This is a genomic window from Stutzerimonas stutzeri (assembly GCF_051028275.1).
Lineage (GTDB): Bacteria > Pseudomonadota > Gammaproteobacteria > Pseudomonadales > Pseudomonadaceae > Stutzerimonas > Stutzerimonas stutzeri_AS.
Genome location: NZ_CP069269.1, coordinates 3,723,458 through 3,739,078, shown reverse-complemented (window position 1 = coordinate 3,739,078; position 15,621 = coordinate 3,723,458). Strand labels below are relative to the sequence as shown.

Here is a 15,621-nt window from a genome sequence, read left to right as displayed (position 1 = left end):
GGAGGCTTTGGTCGAAAACTACGCATTATCAGTGCCCGAGGGGAAAACCTTCAAGGCTTAAGGCGCTTAGTTACGGCGGGTATGAGATGGCTGGCGTCAGAACAGGTCGATCGGGTCAACGTCCAGCGACCACCGTACGGTGCGGCTGCCTGGCAGCGCTTCCACTCGCGGTAACCAGGCGCTCATAAGCTTGTGCAGCGGCGCGCGAATATTGGCCTGTAGCAGAAGCTGCGCGCGAAAACGCCCGGCTCGTCGCTCCATCGGGGCAGGGACCGGTCCCAGCAACTCGACACCGGTCAGGCCAAGCTCGTTGAGGAGGTGTTCAGCCTGGCTACAGGCCTCGTCGAGAAAAGCTTCGGCTTGGCCGGGTTTTCCGGCTTCGGCGCGCAAGAGCGCAAGGTGACTAAAGGGCGGCAAGCCTGCTGCCCGACGCTCGCTCAACGCCTGGTCAGCGAAAGCGAAATAGCCTTCTTCAGTCAGTTGAACCAGCAGCGGATGATCGGCGAGATGGGTCTGAATGATGACCTTGCCCGCTTCTTCGGCCCGCCCCGCACGGCCCGCCACCTGCACGATAAGTTGTGCCATCCGTTCGCTGGCGCGGAAATCGGCTGAGAACAGTCCGCCGTCGGCATCCAGAATCGCCACCAGTGTGACGCGTGGAAAGTGGTGACCTTTAGCGAGCATCTGGGTGCCGACCAGCAGACAGGGTTCTCCGCGGTTGATCGTGGTCAGCAGCTGCTCCATCGAACCCTTGCGGGAGGTGCTATCGCGGTCGATGCGTAGCACCGGGTAGTCAGGGAAGAGTACTCCAAGGCGGTCCTCTGCTCGCTCGGTGCCGGCACCAACCGGTCTAAGGTCGAGTTTGTTGCAGTCGGGACAGTGATGGGGCGGCCGCTGCGTATGACCACAGTGGTGGCAACGAAGCTCGTTGTGTCGTTGGTGCAATGTCATGCGGGCGTCACAGCGAGGACATTCGCTGATCCACCCGCAGTCGTGACATAGCAGTGAGGGGGCAAAGCCGCGCCGGTTAAGAAACACCAGCACCTGTTGCCCCGCCCCAAGTGTCTGGGACATGGCCTGCTGCAACGGGCCGGATATGCCGGAGTCGAGCGGGCGGCTCTTAACGTCGAGGCGGAGGAAGCGCGGCGGCTGTGCGCCACCGGCTCGCTCAGTCAGCTTAAGAAGTCCGTAGCGCCCGATATGGGCGTTGTGCAGGCTTTCCAGCGACGGCGTCGCCGAGCCTAGAACAATGGGCAGGTTTTCCTGACGTGCTCTGACAACAGCTAAGTCTCGAGCGTGATAACGCAGGCCTTCCTGCTGCTTGTAGGACGCATCGTGCTCTTCATCAAGAATGATCAGCCCCGGATTTTTCATCGGGGTGAACAGTGCGGAACGGGTGCCGATGATGATGTCCGCCTCTCCGTCCCGCGCTGCAAGCCAGGCGTCGAGCCGATCGCGGTCGTTCACGTTGGAATGCAGCAAGGCGATTCGAGCGTTGAAGCGTTGCTCGAAACGAGCGAGGGTCTGTGGTCCTAGGTTGATTTCAGGGATCAGTACAAGCGCCTGCCTGCCGGCTTGCAGCACTTGGTGGATGAGTTGTAGGTAGACCTCTGTCTTGCCGCTACCGGTGACACCTGCAAGCAGGAAAGCCTGAAAATCGCCCAGGCTTGCACGAATGGCTTCGAACGCAGCGCGTTGCTGCTGATTCAGAGGCAGCTCCGGCTGTAGAAGCCAGCTGCCTTGGTGTCGATGAGTTTGATGGCGTCGCTGGGTTTCGACGCGCAGCAGGCCCTTATGCAGGAGGGGCTCGAGACTGTCCCGGCTCAACTGCAGTTGGGTCAGCAAAGAATGAGGCACGCCGTGCGGGTGCTGGGCGATGGTTCTCAACGCCTCGCGCTGGCGTGGCGCTCGGCTCAGTCTCGGATCCTCCGGTCGTGCGCCGTTGGCAGCATGCCAGAATCGCTCCTGCCTCGCCTCGGCTGGCTCCCCCTGGCGCAGCAGGACTGGCAGTGACCAGCTGAGCGTATCGCCAAGGCTATGCTGATAATACTGGGCGGTCCATAGACACAGTTTGAAGAGCGGCGCGGGTAAAGGAGAGCTCACATCCAGCAATTCAGAAGCCGGTTTGAGCTTTGCTTCGGGGACTTCGCTGTGACTGACGACCTCCACCAGTATTCCGACAACTTCACGGCGGCCAAACGGGACCCTCAGACGCATACCCGGCTGCAGCGATGCGTGCGGGACCCCAGCGGGTGGTAGGTAGTCAAAGAGTCTACGCAGCGGTGAGGGCAGGGCGAGGCGGAGTATCGGTCGATGCACGCGGAAGTCCTTGGCGACGAATGCCTGATCTTAAACGATCCGGTGATACAGCAGGCTCGCCAACGAACCGGAACTCCTGAAGGCGCCACAGGGTTCAGTCCGATCAGCTGCCCTTGCATCGCCTCCATGCTCTGGTACTATTCGCACCCTTCCGTGCGGTACTCGATATAAGGTCGGGTGGCGGCACAAATTCTAGAGGATTTACCATGAAGCCCGATATTCACCCAAACTACGTAGAAATCGACGCCACCTGTAGCTGCGGTAACGTCATCAAGACTCGCTCTACTCTAGGCAAGGATCTAAGCATCGACGTGTGCTCCGAGTGCCATCCTTTCTATACTGGTAAGCAGAAAGTGCTGGACACCGGCGGCCGTATCGATCGCTTCAAGCAGCGTTTTGGCGTGTTCGGCGCCAAATAACAAGCTGCTTTGGCTGCGGAAAATCGATCAGGTTTTCCCAGGCATTTGAAGAAAGGCGTCCCAAGTGGACGCCTTTTTCGTTTCTGTCTTCTTTAAGTTTTGTGTGTCCGCACTGTAGCGGTCAATGGGCCACTGCCTCGGTCGTGAGCGGCAGAAGCGTGGCGATATGCTGCGTCTGCTAACAGGCGCAGCGTGCGCCATCGCTTGAGTGCGCGGGCAAGGCCGCCATGTCGAGCCTCGCCGTAGCCGCGAAGTGTCGGTTGCAGTCCGCTGTGAGGCTTGGCGAGGTGGACGTAGCCCTGGGCCTTGGACGACAGCCCAGACCGTTACGGTCGGGTGTCTGCCTTGGGGTTGGACGAGCACGGCGAGAATCTGGAAGGCCCTAGCTTCGAAGAGTCGGGTTTTTTTCGCAATCAGGCCAAACACATCAGTCACCGATTGCCATCGAGCAGCAGAGCGACACGCTCGGAATAATCAGTGCGGGCGTGCAGAAACGTGGCGCATCGGTTCATTCATCGACGCTGGTCTTGTTGCCGCATGAGCCTGCTCGGAGCTGCTGCCACTGGATGTGGCAGCGTCAGCACTTGACAGTCAGCTTTCTCGCTGCCTTGTGACAGCGCGAGCTCTTGGCGTATCCTCGACCACCTGTCTGTCCCAGCAAAATAAGCGGAAATGCCTCATGAATGACCTGAAATCTGCCGCTCTCGACTATCATTCCCAGCCCCGTCCGGGAAAGCTGAGCGTCGAGCTGACCAAGCCCACCTCTACTGCTCGCGACCTGTCGCTGGCTTACAGCCCTGGCGTAGCCGAGCCGGTTCGCGAGATTGCGCGAGATGCGGAGCTGGCCTATCGATACACTGGTAAGGGCAATCTTGTGGCGGTGATATCCGACGGCACTGCAATTCTGGGGCTCGGAGATCTTGGACCGTTGGCTTCCAAGCCGGTCATGGAGGGCAAGGGCGTTCTGTTCAAGCGATTCGCTGGGGTCGATGTCTTCGACATTGAAGTGGATGCCGAGAGTCCGCAGGCCTTTATTGATACGGTCAAGCGCATTTCAATTACGTTCGGCGGGATCAACCTGGAAGACATCAAAGCGCCGGAGTGCTTTGAGATCGAACGCACCTTGATCGAGCAGTGCGACATCCCGGTTTTTCATGATGACCAACACGGCACCGCTATCGTCACGGCAGCGGGCATGCTCAATGCATTGGAAATTGCCGGAAAGACTTTGGAGCAGGCGAAGATCGTATGCCTCGGTGCTGGAGCCGCTGCTACGTCCTGCATGAAGCTGCTGGTGAGCATGGGCGCAAAGATTGAAAACATCTTCATGATTGACCGCAAGGGCGTCATCCATGCTGGTCGTGACGATCTGAACCAGTACAAAGCGGTGTTCGCTCATGAAACGGACAAGCGCACATTAGACGACGCGCTCGATGGTGCCGATGTCTTTGTTGGGTTGTCGGGTGCGGACCTGCTAAGCGCGGAAGGTCTTAATCGTATGGCGGCGAACCCAGTCGTGTTTGCTTGTTCCAACCCCGATCCGGAGATCAGTCCTGAGCTGGCCCACGCGACTCGTTCCGATGTGATCATGGCCACCGGCCGTTCCGATTACCCGAATCAGGTCAACAACGTGCTGGGCTTTCCCTTCATTTTCCGCGGTGCCTTGGACGTTCGAGCCAAGCGCATCAATGAAGAAATGAAGATAGCGGCTGCGCTTGCGCTGCGAGATCTTGCCAAGTTGCCAGTGCCTGCTGAGGTGGCGGCAGCCTACGGTGTGGACAGTCTGGCATTTGGACGTGAGTACATCATCCCGAAGCCTATGGATCCACGTTTGATCACACTCGTTTCCGATGCTGTGGCTAAAGCCGCGATTGAGAGCGGTGTCGCAACGCTGCCGTATCCATCTAACTACCCGCTCAAGTCGGTCGATGATGTTTTCAGTGTTTGATTAAGCCGCTCATGGCTTAGCTTCGATGAGTACAAAAAAACCGGCCTATGGCCGGTTTTTTGTAGAGATGCCTTTCACTGGGATGATCCAAACGTTGCCTATGTTCTGCTTAAAACAAGTCGATAGGGGCTGCTTCGTTGGCGGGCAATGGGCTGCCCGGAACGGTCGAGCCTGGGACCATTTCGTCGTCCATCTCTGGCGGTGAGTCTTCGCTTCTGAAGATTTCGAAATAGGCATCGGGTGTGCCAGGGGCTGCCGCCCGGCCGCTTCGCGGGTCGATCCGCAAGGTCAAGATGCCATCAGGTTCTGGTGGGGCATGTTCAGGAGTTCCTTCCAGCACCGCACTCATGAACCTCATCCATATGGGTAGGGCTACCGTGCCGCCGTATTCATGGCGACCCAGGCTCTGGGGCTGGTCGAACCCGGTCCAAACGGTTGTAACGATGTCGGCGTTGTACCCTGAGAACCAGCTGTCTTTCGACTCGTTGGTCGTGCCGGTTTTGCCGGCTATATCGCCACGACCCATCGCCAACGCCTTTCGACCTGTGCCGCGTTTGATTACATCCTGCAGCATGCTGGTCATGATGTAGGCGGTGCGCTCATCGATTACCTGTTCAGCAAACCTGTGCGGCTGTTGGGTTTCAGAGGCGTCGCTGGGTATGAATGAGTCTTGCTGCGCGTAGGTCACCGCTGTCGCCTCATCAGCAGGAGCTGTGTTGCGTTCAGGTACCCGCAGCGGATTCATCCTGAATATTTCATTCCCGTCTCGATCCTCGATTCGCTCGATCAGATAGGGTTCTATCTTGTACCCGCCATTTGCGAATGTGGTCCACCCGGTGGCGATTTCCATTGGCGTTAATGTAGCGGTCCCAAGCGCTAACGACAGGTTCGCAGGCAGGTCCTCGGGCTTGAACCCGAAGCGCTGGATGTATTCGACCGTCTGTTGAATCCCGAGGGTTTGTAGCAGGCGAATCGAAACAAGATTACGGGATTTATAAAGCGCCTCACGTAAGCGAATCGGGCCGAGGAAGGTGTTGTTATCGTTCTTGGGGCGCCAGACGCGATCCAACCCTTCCTCCACGAATACTATGGGTGCGTCATTGACAAGCGTTGCAGGCGTGAACCCTGCGTCCAGCGCTGCGCTATAGACGAAGGGTTTGAAGCTTGAACCCGGCTGACGTTTAGCTTGGATGGCGCGGTTGTAGTTGCTTTGTGCGAAGGAAAAGCCTCCCGTCAGTGCTTCGATAGACCCGTCATGCGGATCGAGTGAAACCAGCGCGCCCTGCGCTTGAGGTATCTGACTGAAGAGTGCCTCGCCATCAACAAGGCGGACACGGACGACGTCCCCTGGCTTCACCACATCTGCCGGCATTCTGGGTGCTGGCCCCATGCTGTTGATGTTGATGAATGGGCGTGCCCATTTCATGCTCTGCCACCCGACATCCTGTTCGCTGCCGTCTCGAAGCAAGGTCTTGATTGAATCCGCCGACACACTCGTGACGACGGCTGGCAGCATGCCTGACTGGGCGCGGTATCGGCTGAGCGCTTCCAGCCAGTCTTGGCGGTCCGATCCTTGAAGATGAGCTTCGGGGCCTCGGTAACCGTGACGCTGATCGTATTCGATCAGCCCCAAGGTGACTGCGCTGGTCGCGGCGTTCTGGCGATCACTGGTGATGGTGGTGTTGACCCGAAAGCCATCGGTGTAAGCGGCGCTACCGAAGCGCCCGACCATTTCGGCGCGGACCATCTCTGCAATATAAGGAGCATCAAGTTCGGGCGATGGGCCGTGATAGGACGCATCGACAGGCTCGGCCAGCGCCTGCTGGTAACGGGCCTCATCGATCTTGCCCAGCCTGTACATCCGACCCAGGATCCAGTCGCGTCGTTGTTTGGCCCGCTCAGGGTTTGCCAGCGGGTTGAATGCCGACGGTGCCTTGGGTAAGCCTGCAATCATTGCCATTTGCGCCAGGCTCAGCTCGCGGATCGATTTGCCGTAGTAGACCTGTGCCGCTGCCTCGATCCCGTAGGAGCGGTTCCCCAGGTAAATCTTGTTGACATAGAGCTCTAGGATCTCGTCCTTGCTCAGCTCCCTCTCGATCTGCAGGGCGAGCAGTATTTCGTTGATCTTGCGTGAAAAGCTGCGCTCGCTACTCAGGAAGTAATTCTTCGCAACCTGCATGGTGATGGTGCTGCCGCCGGTCTGAATATGTCCGGTCTTCAATAATTGCGTGGCAGCGCGCATCAGGCTGGAAACATCGACGCCATAATGATTCGCGAAGTTATCGTCCTCTGCCGACAGCAACGCACCGATGAAGTCCTTGGGGATTTCGTTGAAGCCGATAGGTGAGCGACGCATTTCGCCATATTCGGCGATCAGTTTGTCGTCAGCACTGTAGATACGTAGCGGAATCTGGAGCTGGATGCTGCGCAGCGAATCGACCGACGGCAAGTTGGGGCTTAGGTAGAGAAACGCACCACTAAGGCTGAGCGAAAGTCCGCAAAATACTGCCAGGCACGACCATAGGAAAAACTTCAGAAAACGCATCGGGGTTCGTTGAATCCAGGATGGGGAATGGGGTGTAGACCGCAGACGTGCTGAAAGGAAAAACCGTTCACATTATAAGCGGTTTTTTTGCTAGGGAGCCATTTGCGCTTCTGTCAAGGCTGTTATCTAATGCGGACAGACATAATTAATCCGTAAGTAGCGGATAGAGATAGGAAAACGGCCGTGCTAAGGCTCTTCACTAAGAAATCGAATACGCTGCTTGGGATCGACATCAGTTCGACATCCGTCAAGCTGCTGGAATTAAGCCGCTCAGGTTCCCGATATCGGGTTGAGTCGTATGCGGTCGAGCCACTTCCGGCCAATGCCGTTGTGGAAAAGAACATTGCTGAGTTGGAGGGCGTAGGTCAGGCGCTTTCCCGTTTGCTGGCCAAAGCAAAAACTGGAGCCAAGGCCGCAGCTGTTGCGGTATCCGGTTCAGCAGTGATCACCAAAAGTATCGAAATGGAAGCTGGGCTCGGTGATGATGACCTCGAGAACCAGCTGAAAATCGAAGCGGATCAGTACATCCCGTATCCGCTCGAGGAAGTCGCAATCGACTTCGAGGTGCAGGGCCCTGCATCTCGTTCTCCGGGTCGTGTCGAGGTTCTGCTGGCCGCGTGTCGTAAAGAAAACGTGGAGATACGTGAAGCGGCTCTAGCCTTGGCAGGCCTGACAGCCAAGGTCGTGGATGTCGAAGCTTATGCCTTGGAGCGCTCGTATGGTTTGCTGGCGCCTCAGCTGGGGGCTGGACATGACGAGCTGACGGTGGCACTCGTCGATATCGGTGCGACCATGACTACGCTAAGCGTGCTGCACAACGGCCGTACTATCTACACCCGCGAGCAACTGTTCGGTGGGCGACAGCTGACTGAGGAAATTCAGCGTCGTTACGGTTTGTCGATGGAAGAGGCTGGCTTGGCTAAGAAGCAGGGCGGTCTTCCAGATGACTACGACAGTGAGGTGTTGCAGCCGTTCAAGGAAGCGGTGGTTCAGCAGGTCTCGCGTTCGCTGCAGTTCTTCTTTGCTGCTGGCCAGTTCCATGATGTGGATTACATCTTGCTCGCTGGCGGGACTGCTTCAATCCCAGGGCTGGATCGGCTCATTCAGCAGAAAATCGGAACCCAGACTTTAGTCGCGAACCCGTTCGCCGATATGGCATTGAGCAGCAAGGTTAACGCTGGCGCGCTTGCCAGTGATGCGCCTTCCCTGATGATTGCTTGTGGGTTGGCCTTGAGGAGTTTCGACTGATGGCCCGGATCAACCTTTTACCTTGGCGTGAGCAATTACGCGAAGAGCGCAAACAACGTTTTATCGTGTCGTTGGTTGGCGTGGCGTTCGTCGCGCTCGGCCTTGTCTTCCTGGCGGACCAATATTTCACTCATGCCATCGAGCGTCAGAACGCGAGGAATGATTTCGTTCGCAAAGAAATCGCGGTTCTGGATGAGCGGATCGCTGAAATCAAAGAATTGAGAGAGCGTCGGCAGCAACTGCTTGAGCGGATGAAGATCATTCAAGACCTACAGGGCAACCGGCCCATCATTGGTCGAGTGTTCGACCAACTGGTACGTACGCTTCCCGATGGCGTGTATTTCACTGACCTGAAGATGACCGGCAAGAACATTGCCATTGTTGGCGCTGCAGAATCAAACAACCGGGTCTCTAACCTAATGCGCAATCTGGACGGGTCCGAATGGCTGGATGCGCCAAATCTGAACGAAGTGAAGGCAGTCACTGCAGGCGCAGTCGATCAAGAAAATGTCTTCCAGTTGACGGTGCAGCAGACGCAGCCGGCGGCAGCGGCCGAAGGAGTTAAACCATGAGTCTGGCCAGCTCACTTGAAAGCCTCCGTAACACGGATCTTTCTGACCTTGATATGAATAACCTGGGCTCCTGGCCCGCGGCGGTGAAAGTCATTGCTGGGATTTTGCTCCTGGTGCTGGTGCTTGGGGGAGGGTACTACTTCCATCTCAGCGACCTGCAGTCCAGCTTGGAGCAGCAGGCGCGAGAGGAAGAAAGTCTAAAGCAGCAGTTTTCAAGCAAGGCGTTTCAGGCCGCTAACCTCGATGCCTACAAGGCGCAGATGTTGGAGATGGAGGCGTCTTTTGGTGCTTTGCTGCGGCAATTACCCAGCGACACCGAAGTGCCTGGCTTGCTGGAAGACATCACTCGCACCGGATTGGGTAGTGGGCTTGAGTTCGAGGAGATCAAGCTACAGCCAGAGGTGACACAGCAGTTCTACATCGAGTTACCGATCCAGATCAAAGTGGTCGGCAGTTATCACGACCTCGCAACGTTTGTGAGTGGCGTATCGAGTCTGCCGCGTATCGTTACCCTGCATGATTTCGAGATCAAACCGCAGAGCAAGGATTCGTCTTCCAAGCTGCACATGAGCATCCTGGCCAAGACCTATCGCTATAACGACAAGGGGCTGCAGAAATGAAAGGAGCCCGACTTTTCGCAATGGGCCTGGGCTTGGTGCTGTTGACTGGATGTGGTGCGAACGAAGACTTCGGGGATTTGCGTGCTTACATGGACGAAGTCCGGGCGAAGCCGAAAGGCTCGATCGAGCCCCTTCCCGCTTTTTTACCCTATGAAGCCTTTACCTACAGTGCCGCTTCGTTGCGCCATCCGTTCCAACCACCGATGAAGATCGATTTGGCTCAGCGGCAAAAGGGATCAAAGGACATACGGCCTGACGAAACCCGCGTGAAGCAGTTTCTTGAAGGTTTCAATATCGAAAACTTTGTCATGGTCGGCACGTTGACCAATGGTGCGGGCAAGTACGCCTTGATCAAAGGTGGTGATGGGGTTCACCGAGTCATGGTCGGTGATTATCTGGGGCGCAACCACGGTCGTGTTGTCGAGATCAGCGAAGCCGAAGTGGATGTGCTTGAAATCGTTCCGGACGGAGATGGTGGGTGGCTTGAGCGCCCTCGCAGCCTGACCTTGAAAGAGCGCTCTTGAGTCATGGCATTAATGGAAAACCTATACCGGTCTGCACAACGGAAGCCTTTTATGAATACCACTTTCACTCGTCTCGGTTTGTCCTTGCTGGCGGTGTTTATTTCGCCTGCACTGCTAGCTGCGAATCTGAACTCATTGGACGTCGCGTCCCTGCCTGGCGAACGCGTTGAGCTGAAGCTGGCGTTTGACGAGCCGGTGGCTGCCCCGCGTGGCTATACGCTTGACCAGCCCGCCCGCATCGCGCTCGATCTGCCAGGCGTATCGAATAAGTTAGGGTCAAAGAACCGCGAGCTTGGAGTCGGTAACGCACGCAGTGTCACGGTCGTAGAGGCCCAGGGGCGAACCCGGCTGATCGTGAACCTCACTTCGCTGGTTCCTTATTCCACCCGTGTGGACGGTAACGATTTATTTGTCGTGCTTGGCGAAAGTGCAGTATCGCAAGCTGCTGTTGCTGCTCCGGTGACCACAGCGGTGCCAGCGGCAACTCCTGTCTCCCAGGTAGCCGTTGGCAAGTCAATCAGTAATATTGATTTCCGCCGTGGTGAGGATGGTGCGGGTAACGTGGTTATTACACTGTCGGATCCCTCGATCAGCCCGAACATCGAAGAGCAAGGCGGCAAGATCCGCGTTTCATTTGCCAAGACGCAGCTGCCAGAATCGCTGCGTGTGCGCCTTGATGTTCAGGACTTCGCAACGCCGGTCAAATTTGTTGATTCGAGCAGCAAGGCTGATGGAGCAAGTATCGCGATCGAGCCTAGCGGGCGATACGACTACTTGGCCTACCAGACTGACGACAAGCTGACGATCAGTGTCAAGCCGCTGAGTGATGCGGAGGCCGAGAAGCAAAAGGCCGAGCATTTCACGTATTCCGGCGAGAAGCTTTCGCTTAACTTCCAAGACATTGACGTACGCTCCGTGCTGCAGCTGATCGCGGATTTCACCGATCTCAATCTGGTGGCCAGTGATACTGTTCAGGGCAACATCACTCTGCGCTTGCAGAACGTACCTTGGGACCAGGCGCTGGATCTGGTATTGAAAACGAAGGGCCTCGACAAGCGACAGGTAGGTAACGTCTTGCTGGTAGCACCGGCGGATGAGATCGCTGCTCGTGAGCGGCAGGAGCTTGAATCCAAGCGGCAAATCGCCGAATTGGCACCGCTTCGCCGTGAAGTTGTCCAGGTCAATTACGCAAAAGCAGCCGATATTGCGAAGCTCTTCCAGTCGGTTACTGCAGTAGATGGGCAGGCTGACGAGCGCGGCTCTATCTCGGTCGATGATCGCACCAACAATATTATTGCTTACCAGACTCAGGAGCGTCTGGATGAGCTGCGCCGCATTGTGACTCAGCTAGATATTCCTGTCCGCCAGGTCATGATCGAAGCTCGGATTGTTGAGGCAAACGTTGGGTACGATAAGGCCCTCGGGGTTCGTTGGGGCGGTAACGTTGGGAATGGTCGATGGAGTGCTTACGGCAAGGACGGCGCCAGATCAATAGATGACGACGGAGTCTTAGCGTTTCCGGGAAGCAAGACAGTAGGTAATTTCACACTTGAGGACGGTGTGGCCCCAGTTCCTTTCGTGGACTTGGGAGTGCTAAACAGCACGTCGGGTGTGGGCATCGGATTTATTTCAGATCACCTCCTGTTGGACCTGCAGCTTTCCGCCATGGAGAAGACTGGAAACGGGGAAGTGGTATCCCAGCCGAAGGTCATGACAGCTGACAAGGAAACAGCCAAAATCCTGAAGGGTACGGAAGTGCCATATCAGGAGGCCAGTTCAAGTGGTGCGACAAGTACGTCATTCAAGGAGGCGGCACTGTCTTTGGAGGTTACTCCTCAAATCACGCCGGATAACCGCATCATCATGGAGGTCAAGGTGACCAAAGATGCACCGGATTTCCGTAACGCAGTGAACGGCGTTCCTCCAATCGACAAGAACGAAGTCAATGCCAAAGTATTGGTCAACGATGGCGAAACTGTAGTCATTGGTGGTGTATTCTCTAACAGTCAGTCGAAGAGCGTCGACAAGGTCCCGTTTCTGGGTGATGTACCCTATGTTGGCCGCTTGTTTCGTCGCGATGTCGTGACAGATGCCAAGTCTGAGCTTCTGGTATTTTTGACCCCTAGGATCCTGAATCACCAGGCTATCGCAGTGAACCGCTAACTTAGTGAACAACTTTATCCTCGTAGGTCCGATGGGTGCTGGTAAAAGCACCATCGGACGGCTGCTGGCCAAGGAGCTTCGGCTTCCTTTTCGGGACTCCGATAAGGAAATCGAGCAGCGTACCGGGGCCAGCATTCCGCTGATATTCGATGTCGAAGGCGAGCAGGGCTTTCGAGAGAGAGAGCACGCTGCCATCTATGAGTTGTGTCGTATGCAGGGCGTTGTCCTGGCGACTGGTGGCGGCGCTGTACTACGGCAGGATAATCGGCAAGTGTTGCGTGCGGGGGGATATGTAATCTACCTGTGTACCTCGGTCGATCAACAGCTTGACCGAACTTCTCGGGACCGCAATCGCCCTCTGCTACAAACTCCCAATCCACGTGAGGTTCTGGCCGCTTTAATGGCCGTGCGCGATCCTCTGTATCGTGAAATAGCTGACATCATCATCCAGACGGACGAGCGTCCGCCGCGCCTTGTGGTGCAGGAGATCCTCGGGCAGCTGCAGTCCCTTGGGCCCCGTGAAAGCTTGGGTCGATCTGCGCTATCCTAGCTCCCTTTATCATTGGGGGCCTTATGCAGACTCTTCAGGTCGATCTCGGCGAACGTAGCTATCCGATCCATATAGGTGCGCAGCTCTTAGATCGGGGTGAGCTGTTGGCCCGCCACATCCGTGGCAAGCAAGTTGCGATCATTACAAACGACACCGTTGCGCCGCTTTATCTAGAACGGCTATCTCGTAGCCTCGCCGACTACTCTATTACTCCGGTTGTGCTTCCTGATGGCGAGGCGCACAAGAACTGGCAGACGTTGCAGCTGATTTTTGATGCGCTTCTAACGGCCAGGCATGACCGCAGCACCACGATCATAGCCTTGGGCGGCGGAGTGATCGGTGACATGGCCGGGTTTGCCGCTGCCAGTTATCAACGAGGCGTCGATTTTATCCAGGTACCGACGACGTTGCTATCACAGGTCGATTCCTCGGTCGGTGGCAAGACCGGCATCAACCACCCGCTCGGCAAAAACATGATAGGTGCCTTCTATCAACCCCGGGCAGTGCTGATCGATACCGCTACGCTGTCGACGCTGCCATCACGGGAGTTGTCAGCCGGACTAGCCGAGGTCATCAAGTATGGGCTCATCTGCGATGAGCCCTTCATTGCGTGGCTGGAAGCCAACATCGAAGGGCTGCGAGGGCTGGACCAGACGGCGCTTACCGAAGCGATAAAGCGTTCCTGTGATGCGAAGGCTGCGGTCGTTGGAGCGGATGAGCGGGAGTCGGGCGTACGGGCCACGCTCAACCTTGGGCATACCTTTGGCCATGCTATCGAAACCCATCAAGGCTATGGGGCATGGTTGCATGGTGAGGCGGTGTCGGCAGGTACCGTTATGGCCCTTGAAATGTCCCGCCAGCTGGGGTGGATCAGCTCGGCTGAGCGAGATCGCGCGGTGCGTTTATTGTCGCGTGCGGGCCTGCCGGTGGTGCCTCCGGGCAATATGCGCGCGAAGGACTTTCTCAAGCACATGGCTGTGGACAAAAAAGTGCTCAACGGCCAGTTGAGGTTGGTGCTCCTCAAACGTCTTGGTGAGGCTGTCGTAACGAGCGATTTCGCTCGTGAGACGCTTGAAGCCACATTGAATGTCGACTACGACGCGCTTACGCGATAGTCAGAACCTAAGAGATTTCCATGACCAGTTTGTCTGCCGACGATTCGTATCTGAACCATTACGGGTTCAGCCATGATCCTTTTGCTGCTCGCGTACCTGGCTTCAAGTTTTTCCCGGCGCAGCGCAAGCCGGTGCTGGGTCAGTTGCATCACCTTGCGCGCTACAGTCAGTTGCTGCTTGTAGTGACAGGGCCTGAAGGAAGCGGAAAAACACTGGTACGCCAGGCTCTTGTTGCGAGCAGCAACAAGCAGGCTGTTCAAAGCGTGGTCATATCACCTCAGGAAACCGTCGATTCGAACGTTGTCTTGCAGCAGGTAGCTCATGCGCTTGGGAGTCAGCATGCGGACTTCGAATCAATCATGGCGCAGATCATTCAGTTGGCTCTGACAGGCCAAGAAGTCTACCTGCTGGTGGATGATGCGGAGCGGCTTACTGGGGCGGCTGTGGAAACCTTGTTGCGATTGGCTCAGGGTTCCCCTGAGGGGCGTCCACATGTGTTTCTCTTTGGCGAGCACGCTTTGGTTGCGCGGTTGGAGGCATTGGTTGACGGCGAAGAGCGCTTCCATGTCATTGCGCTGCAGCCTTATGAAAAAGACGAAACCCGCGAATATTTGGCGCTGCGCCTTGAAGGCGCAGGGGCTGGATTAGATTGTTTCACTGAAGAGCAGATCGAGCGGATTCATGTCAATTCTGATGGCTGGCCCGGTGCCGTCAATCAGGCGGCCCGAGAAGAGCTTGTCCAGGCCATGCAGCAGACCAAAGGGCGGCGCAAGTCGTCCGGGTGGGGATTGCTGCTCCCGATGAAGCATCTGATGGCATTGGTTGCGGTCGTCGGTATCGTCGTAATTGCGCTACTGATGCGTAACTCCGATGGACAATCAGCGGAGCCTCTGACCACCAATCTGCCGCTCGGAGCGGGTAGTACGCTCGATTCGAAACCACAGGCACCGGCGACCGAAGTGGCTGCAGGGGAGAGTATTGCTTCGCCTGAGGTCAACTCGCCCGAGTCCGGTCAGCCAGTGATCCGTGAGCCCCTTGCCGCTGCGGGTGGTGAAGAGCAGGGCGAGCCTCCAATGGAGGCGGTGGAAGACCCCTTACCAGCTGCGCCGGTGGGCCAAGATGTTCAACTGCCTGCAGAGATCATAACGCCCAAGCCTGTGCAGCCGCCGGCCGCTGAGCCCAGCCCTGTGGTGCCCGCCCGTCAGGAGCCGGTGCGCGCCGCTGCCGACGCGAAGCCGAGCGAGCCCGCAGTGATCACCGATTGGTATACCGCTCAGCCGAAAAACCACTACCTCGTGCAGGTGCTAGGGACGAGGACGTTGACGAATGCGGAGGCCCTGGTGAAGCAGCAGGGAGAAGGCTTCCGCTATTTCGTCAAGCAGCATGAGGGTGCGCCTCTTTATGTGGTGACCTTCGGTAGCTTTTCCAGTCGTAAGGCCGCACTAGATGCTATCAAGACATTGCCGGCTTCGTTGCAGGCTGGAAAGCCATGGGCGCGAAGTTTCGCCAGTGTGCAGCAGGAAATATCTCAGAATCGGTGAGATTTGCCCCAAAAAGGTGCGTTCCGTTTCATTTTGGGGCTTGCAGAAAAATAAAAT

12 protein-coding genes are annotated in these 15,621 nt (G+C 56.7%); 10 read left to right on the top strand and 2 right to left on the bottom strand.

Translation table 11 applies throughout. From position 1 onward, the window contains the following. Nucleotides 1–96: 96 nt before the first annotated feature. Nucleotides 97–2,319 carry a primosomal protein N' gene (locus JQR87_RS17410; protein ID WP_407294728.1) on the bottom strand — a complete coding sequence of 741 codons (2,223 nt, stop codon included), beginning with the start codon at nucleotides 2,317–2,319 and terminating at the stop codon, nucleotides 97–99. A 206-nt stretch (nucleotides 2,320–2,525) separates the two neighbouring features. On the opposite strand from JQR87_RS17410, the gene rpmE reads away from it, so the two are divergent. After that, nucleotides 2,526–2,738 (top strand): 50S ribosomal protein L31, encoded by a 213-nt coding sequence (gene rpmE / locus JQR87_RS17405; protein WP_407294730.1) that lies wholly within the window; start codon nucleotides 2,526–2,528, stop codon nucleotides 2,736–2,738. Between the two features lie 679 nt (nucleotides 2,739–3,417). After that, complete coding sequence (locus tag JQR87_RS17400; protein ID WP_407294731.1) at nucleotides 3,418–4,686, top strand: malic enzyme-like NAD(P)-binding protein; 1,269 nt, start codon at nucleotides 3,418–3,420, stop codon at nucleotides 4,684–4,686. 109 nt (nucleotides 4,687–4,795) lie between these two features. On the opposite strand, the gene JQR87_RS17395 is transcribed toward JQR87_RS17400, so the two are convergent. Continuing rightward, on the bottom strand, nucleotides 4,796–7,231 hold the full coding sequence (locus tag JQR87_RS17395; RefSeq protein ID WP_407294732.1) for a penicillin-binding protein 1A: 2,436 nt from the start codon (nucleotides 7,229–7,231) through the stop codon (nucleotides 4,796–4,798). Between the two features lie 183 nt (nucleotides 7,232–7,414). On the opposite strand from JQR87_RS17395, the gene JQR87_RS17390 reads away from it, so the two are divergent. The 8 genes from JQR87_RS17390 to JQR87_RS17355 are packed head-to-tail and all read left to right on the top strand — an operon-like array spanning nucleotide 7,415 to nucleotide 15,564. Further along, entirely contained in the window at nucleotides 7,415–8,479 is a 1,065-nt protein-coding gene (locus tag JQR87_RS17390; protein WP_407294734.1) for a pilus assembly protein PilM, read from the top strand. Then, nucleotides 8,479–9,051, top strand: coding sequence for a type 4a pilus biogenesis protein PilN (gene pilN / locus JQR87_RS17385; RefSeq protein WP_407294736.1), 573 nt, complete (start codon nucleotides 8,479–8,481; stop codon nucleotides 9,049–9,051). The genes JQR87_RS17390 and pilN overlap by 1 nt, the downstream gene beginning before the upstream one ends. Continuing rightward, the gene (pilO, locus tag JQR87_RS17380; protein WP_407294738.1) at nucleotides 9,048–9,671 is read left to right on the top strand and encodes a type 4a pilus biogenesis protein PilO; all 624 of its coding nucleotides are present in this window, start codon (nucleotides 9,048–9,050) and stop codon (nucleotides 9,669–9,671) included. The genes pilN and pilO overlap by 4 nt, the downstream gene beginning before the upstream one ends. Continuing rightward, nucleotides 9,668–10,195: a type 4a pilus biogenesis lipoprotein PilP gene (gene pilP / locus JQR87_RS17375; RefSeq protein WP_407294740.1), complete on the top strand. Its 528-nt coding sequence runs from the start codon at nucleotides 9,668–9,670 to the stop codon at nucleotides 10,193–10,195. The genes pilO and pilP overlap by 4 nt, the downstream gene beginning before the upstream one ends. Before the next feature lie 51 nt (nucleotides 10,196–10,246). Beyond that, complete coding sequence (gene pilQ, locus JQR87_RS17370) at nucleotides 10,247–12,358, top strand: type IV pilus secretin PilQ (RefSeq protein WP_407294741.1); 2,112 nt, start codon at nucleotides 10,247–10,249, stop codon at nucleotides 12,356–12,358. 4 nt (nucleotides 12,359–12,362) lie between these two features. Continuing rightward, nucleotides 12,363–12,908, top strand: a complete 546-nt coding sequence (gene aroK / locus JQR87_RS17365) for a shikimate kinase AroK (protein WP_407294743.1) — start codon at nucleotides 12,363–12,365, stop codon at nucleotides 12,906–12,908. Nucleotides 12,909–12,931: 23 nt separating this feature from the next. After that, nucleotides 12,932–14,023 (top strand): 3-dehydroquinate synthase, encoded by a 1,092-nt coding sequence (gene aroB, locus JQR87_RS17360; RefSeq protein WP_407294744.1) that lies wholly within the window; start codon nucleotides 12,932–12,934, stop codon nucleotides 14,021–14,023. Between the two features lie 20 nt (nucleotides 14,024–14,043). Beyond that, the gene (locus JQR87_RS17355) at nucleotides 14,044–15,564 is read left to right on the top strand and encodes an AAA family ATPase (RefSeq protein ID WP_407294746.1); all 1,521 of its coding nucleotides are present in this window, start codon (nucleotides 14,044–14,046) and stop codon (nucleotides 15,562–15,564) included. Nucleotides 15,565–15,621: the final 57 nt, after the last annotated feature.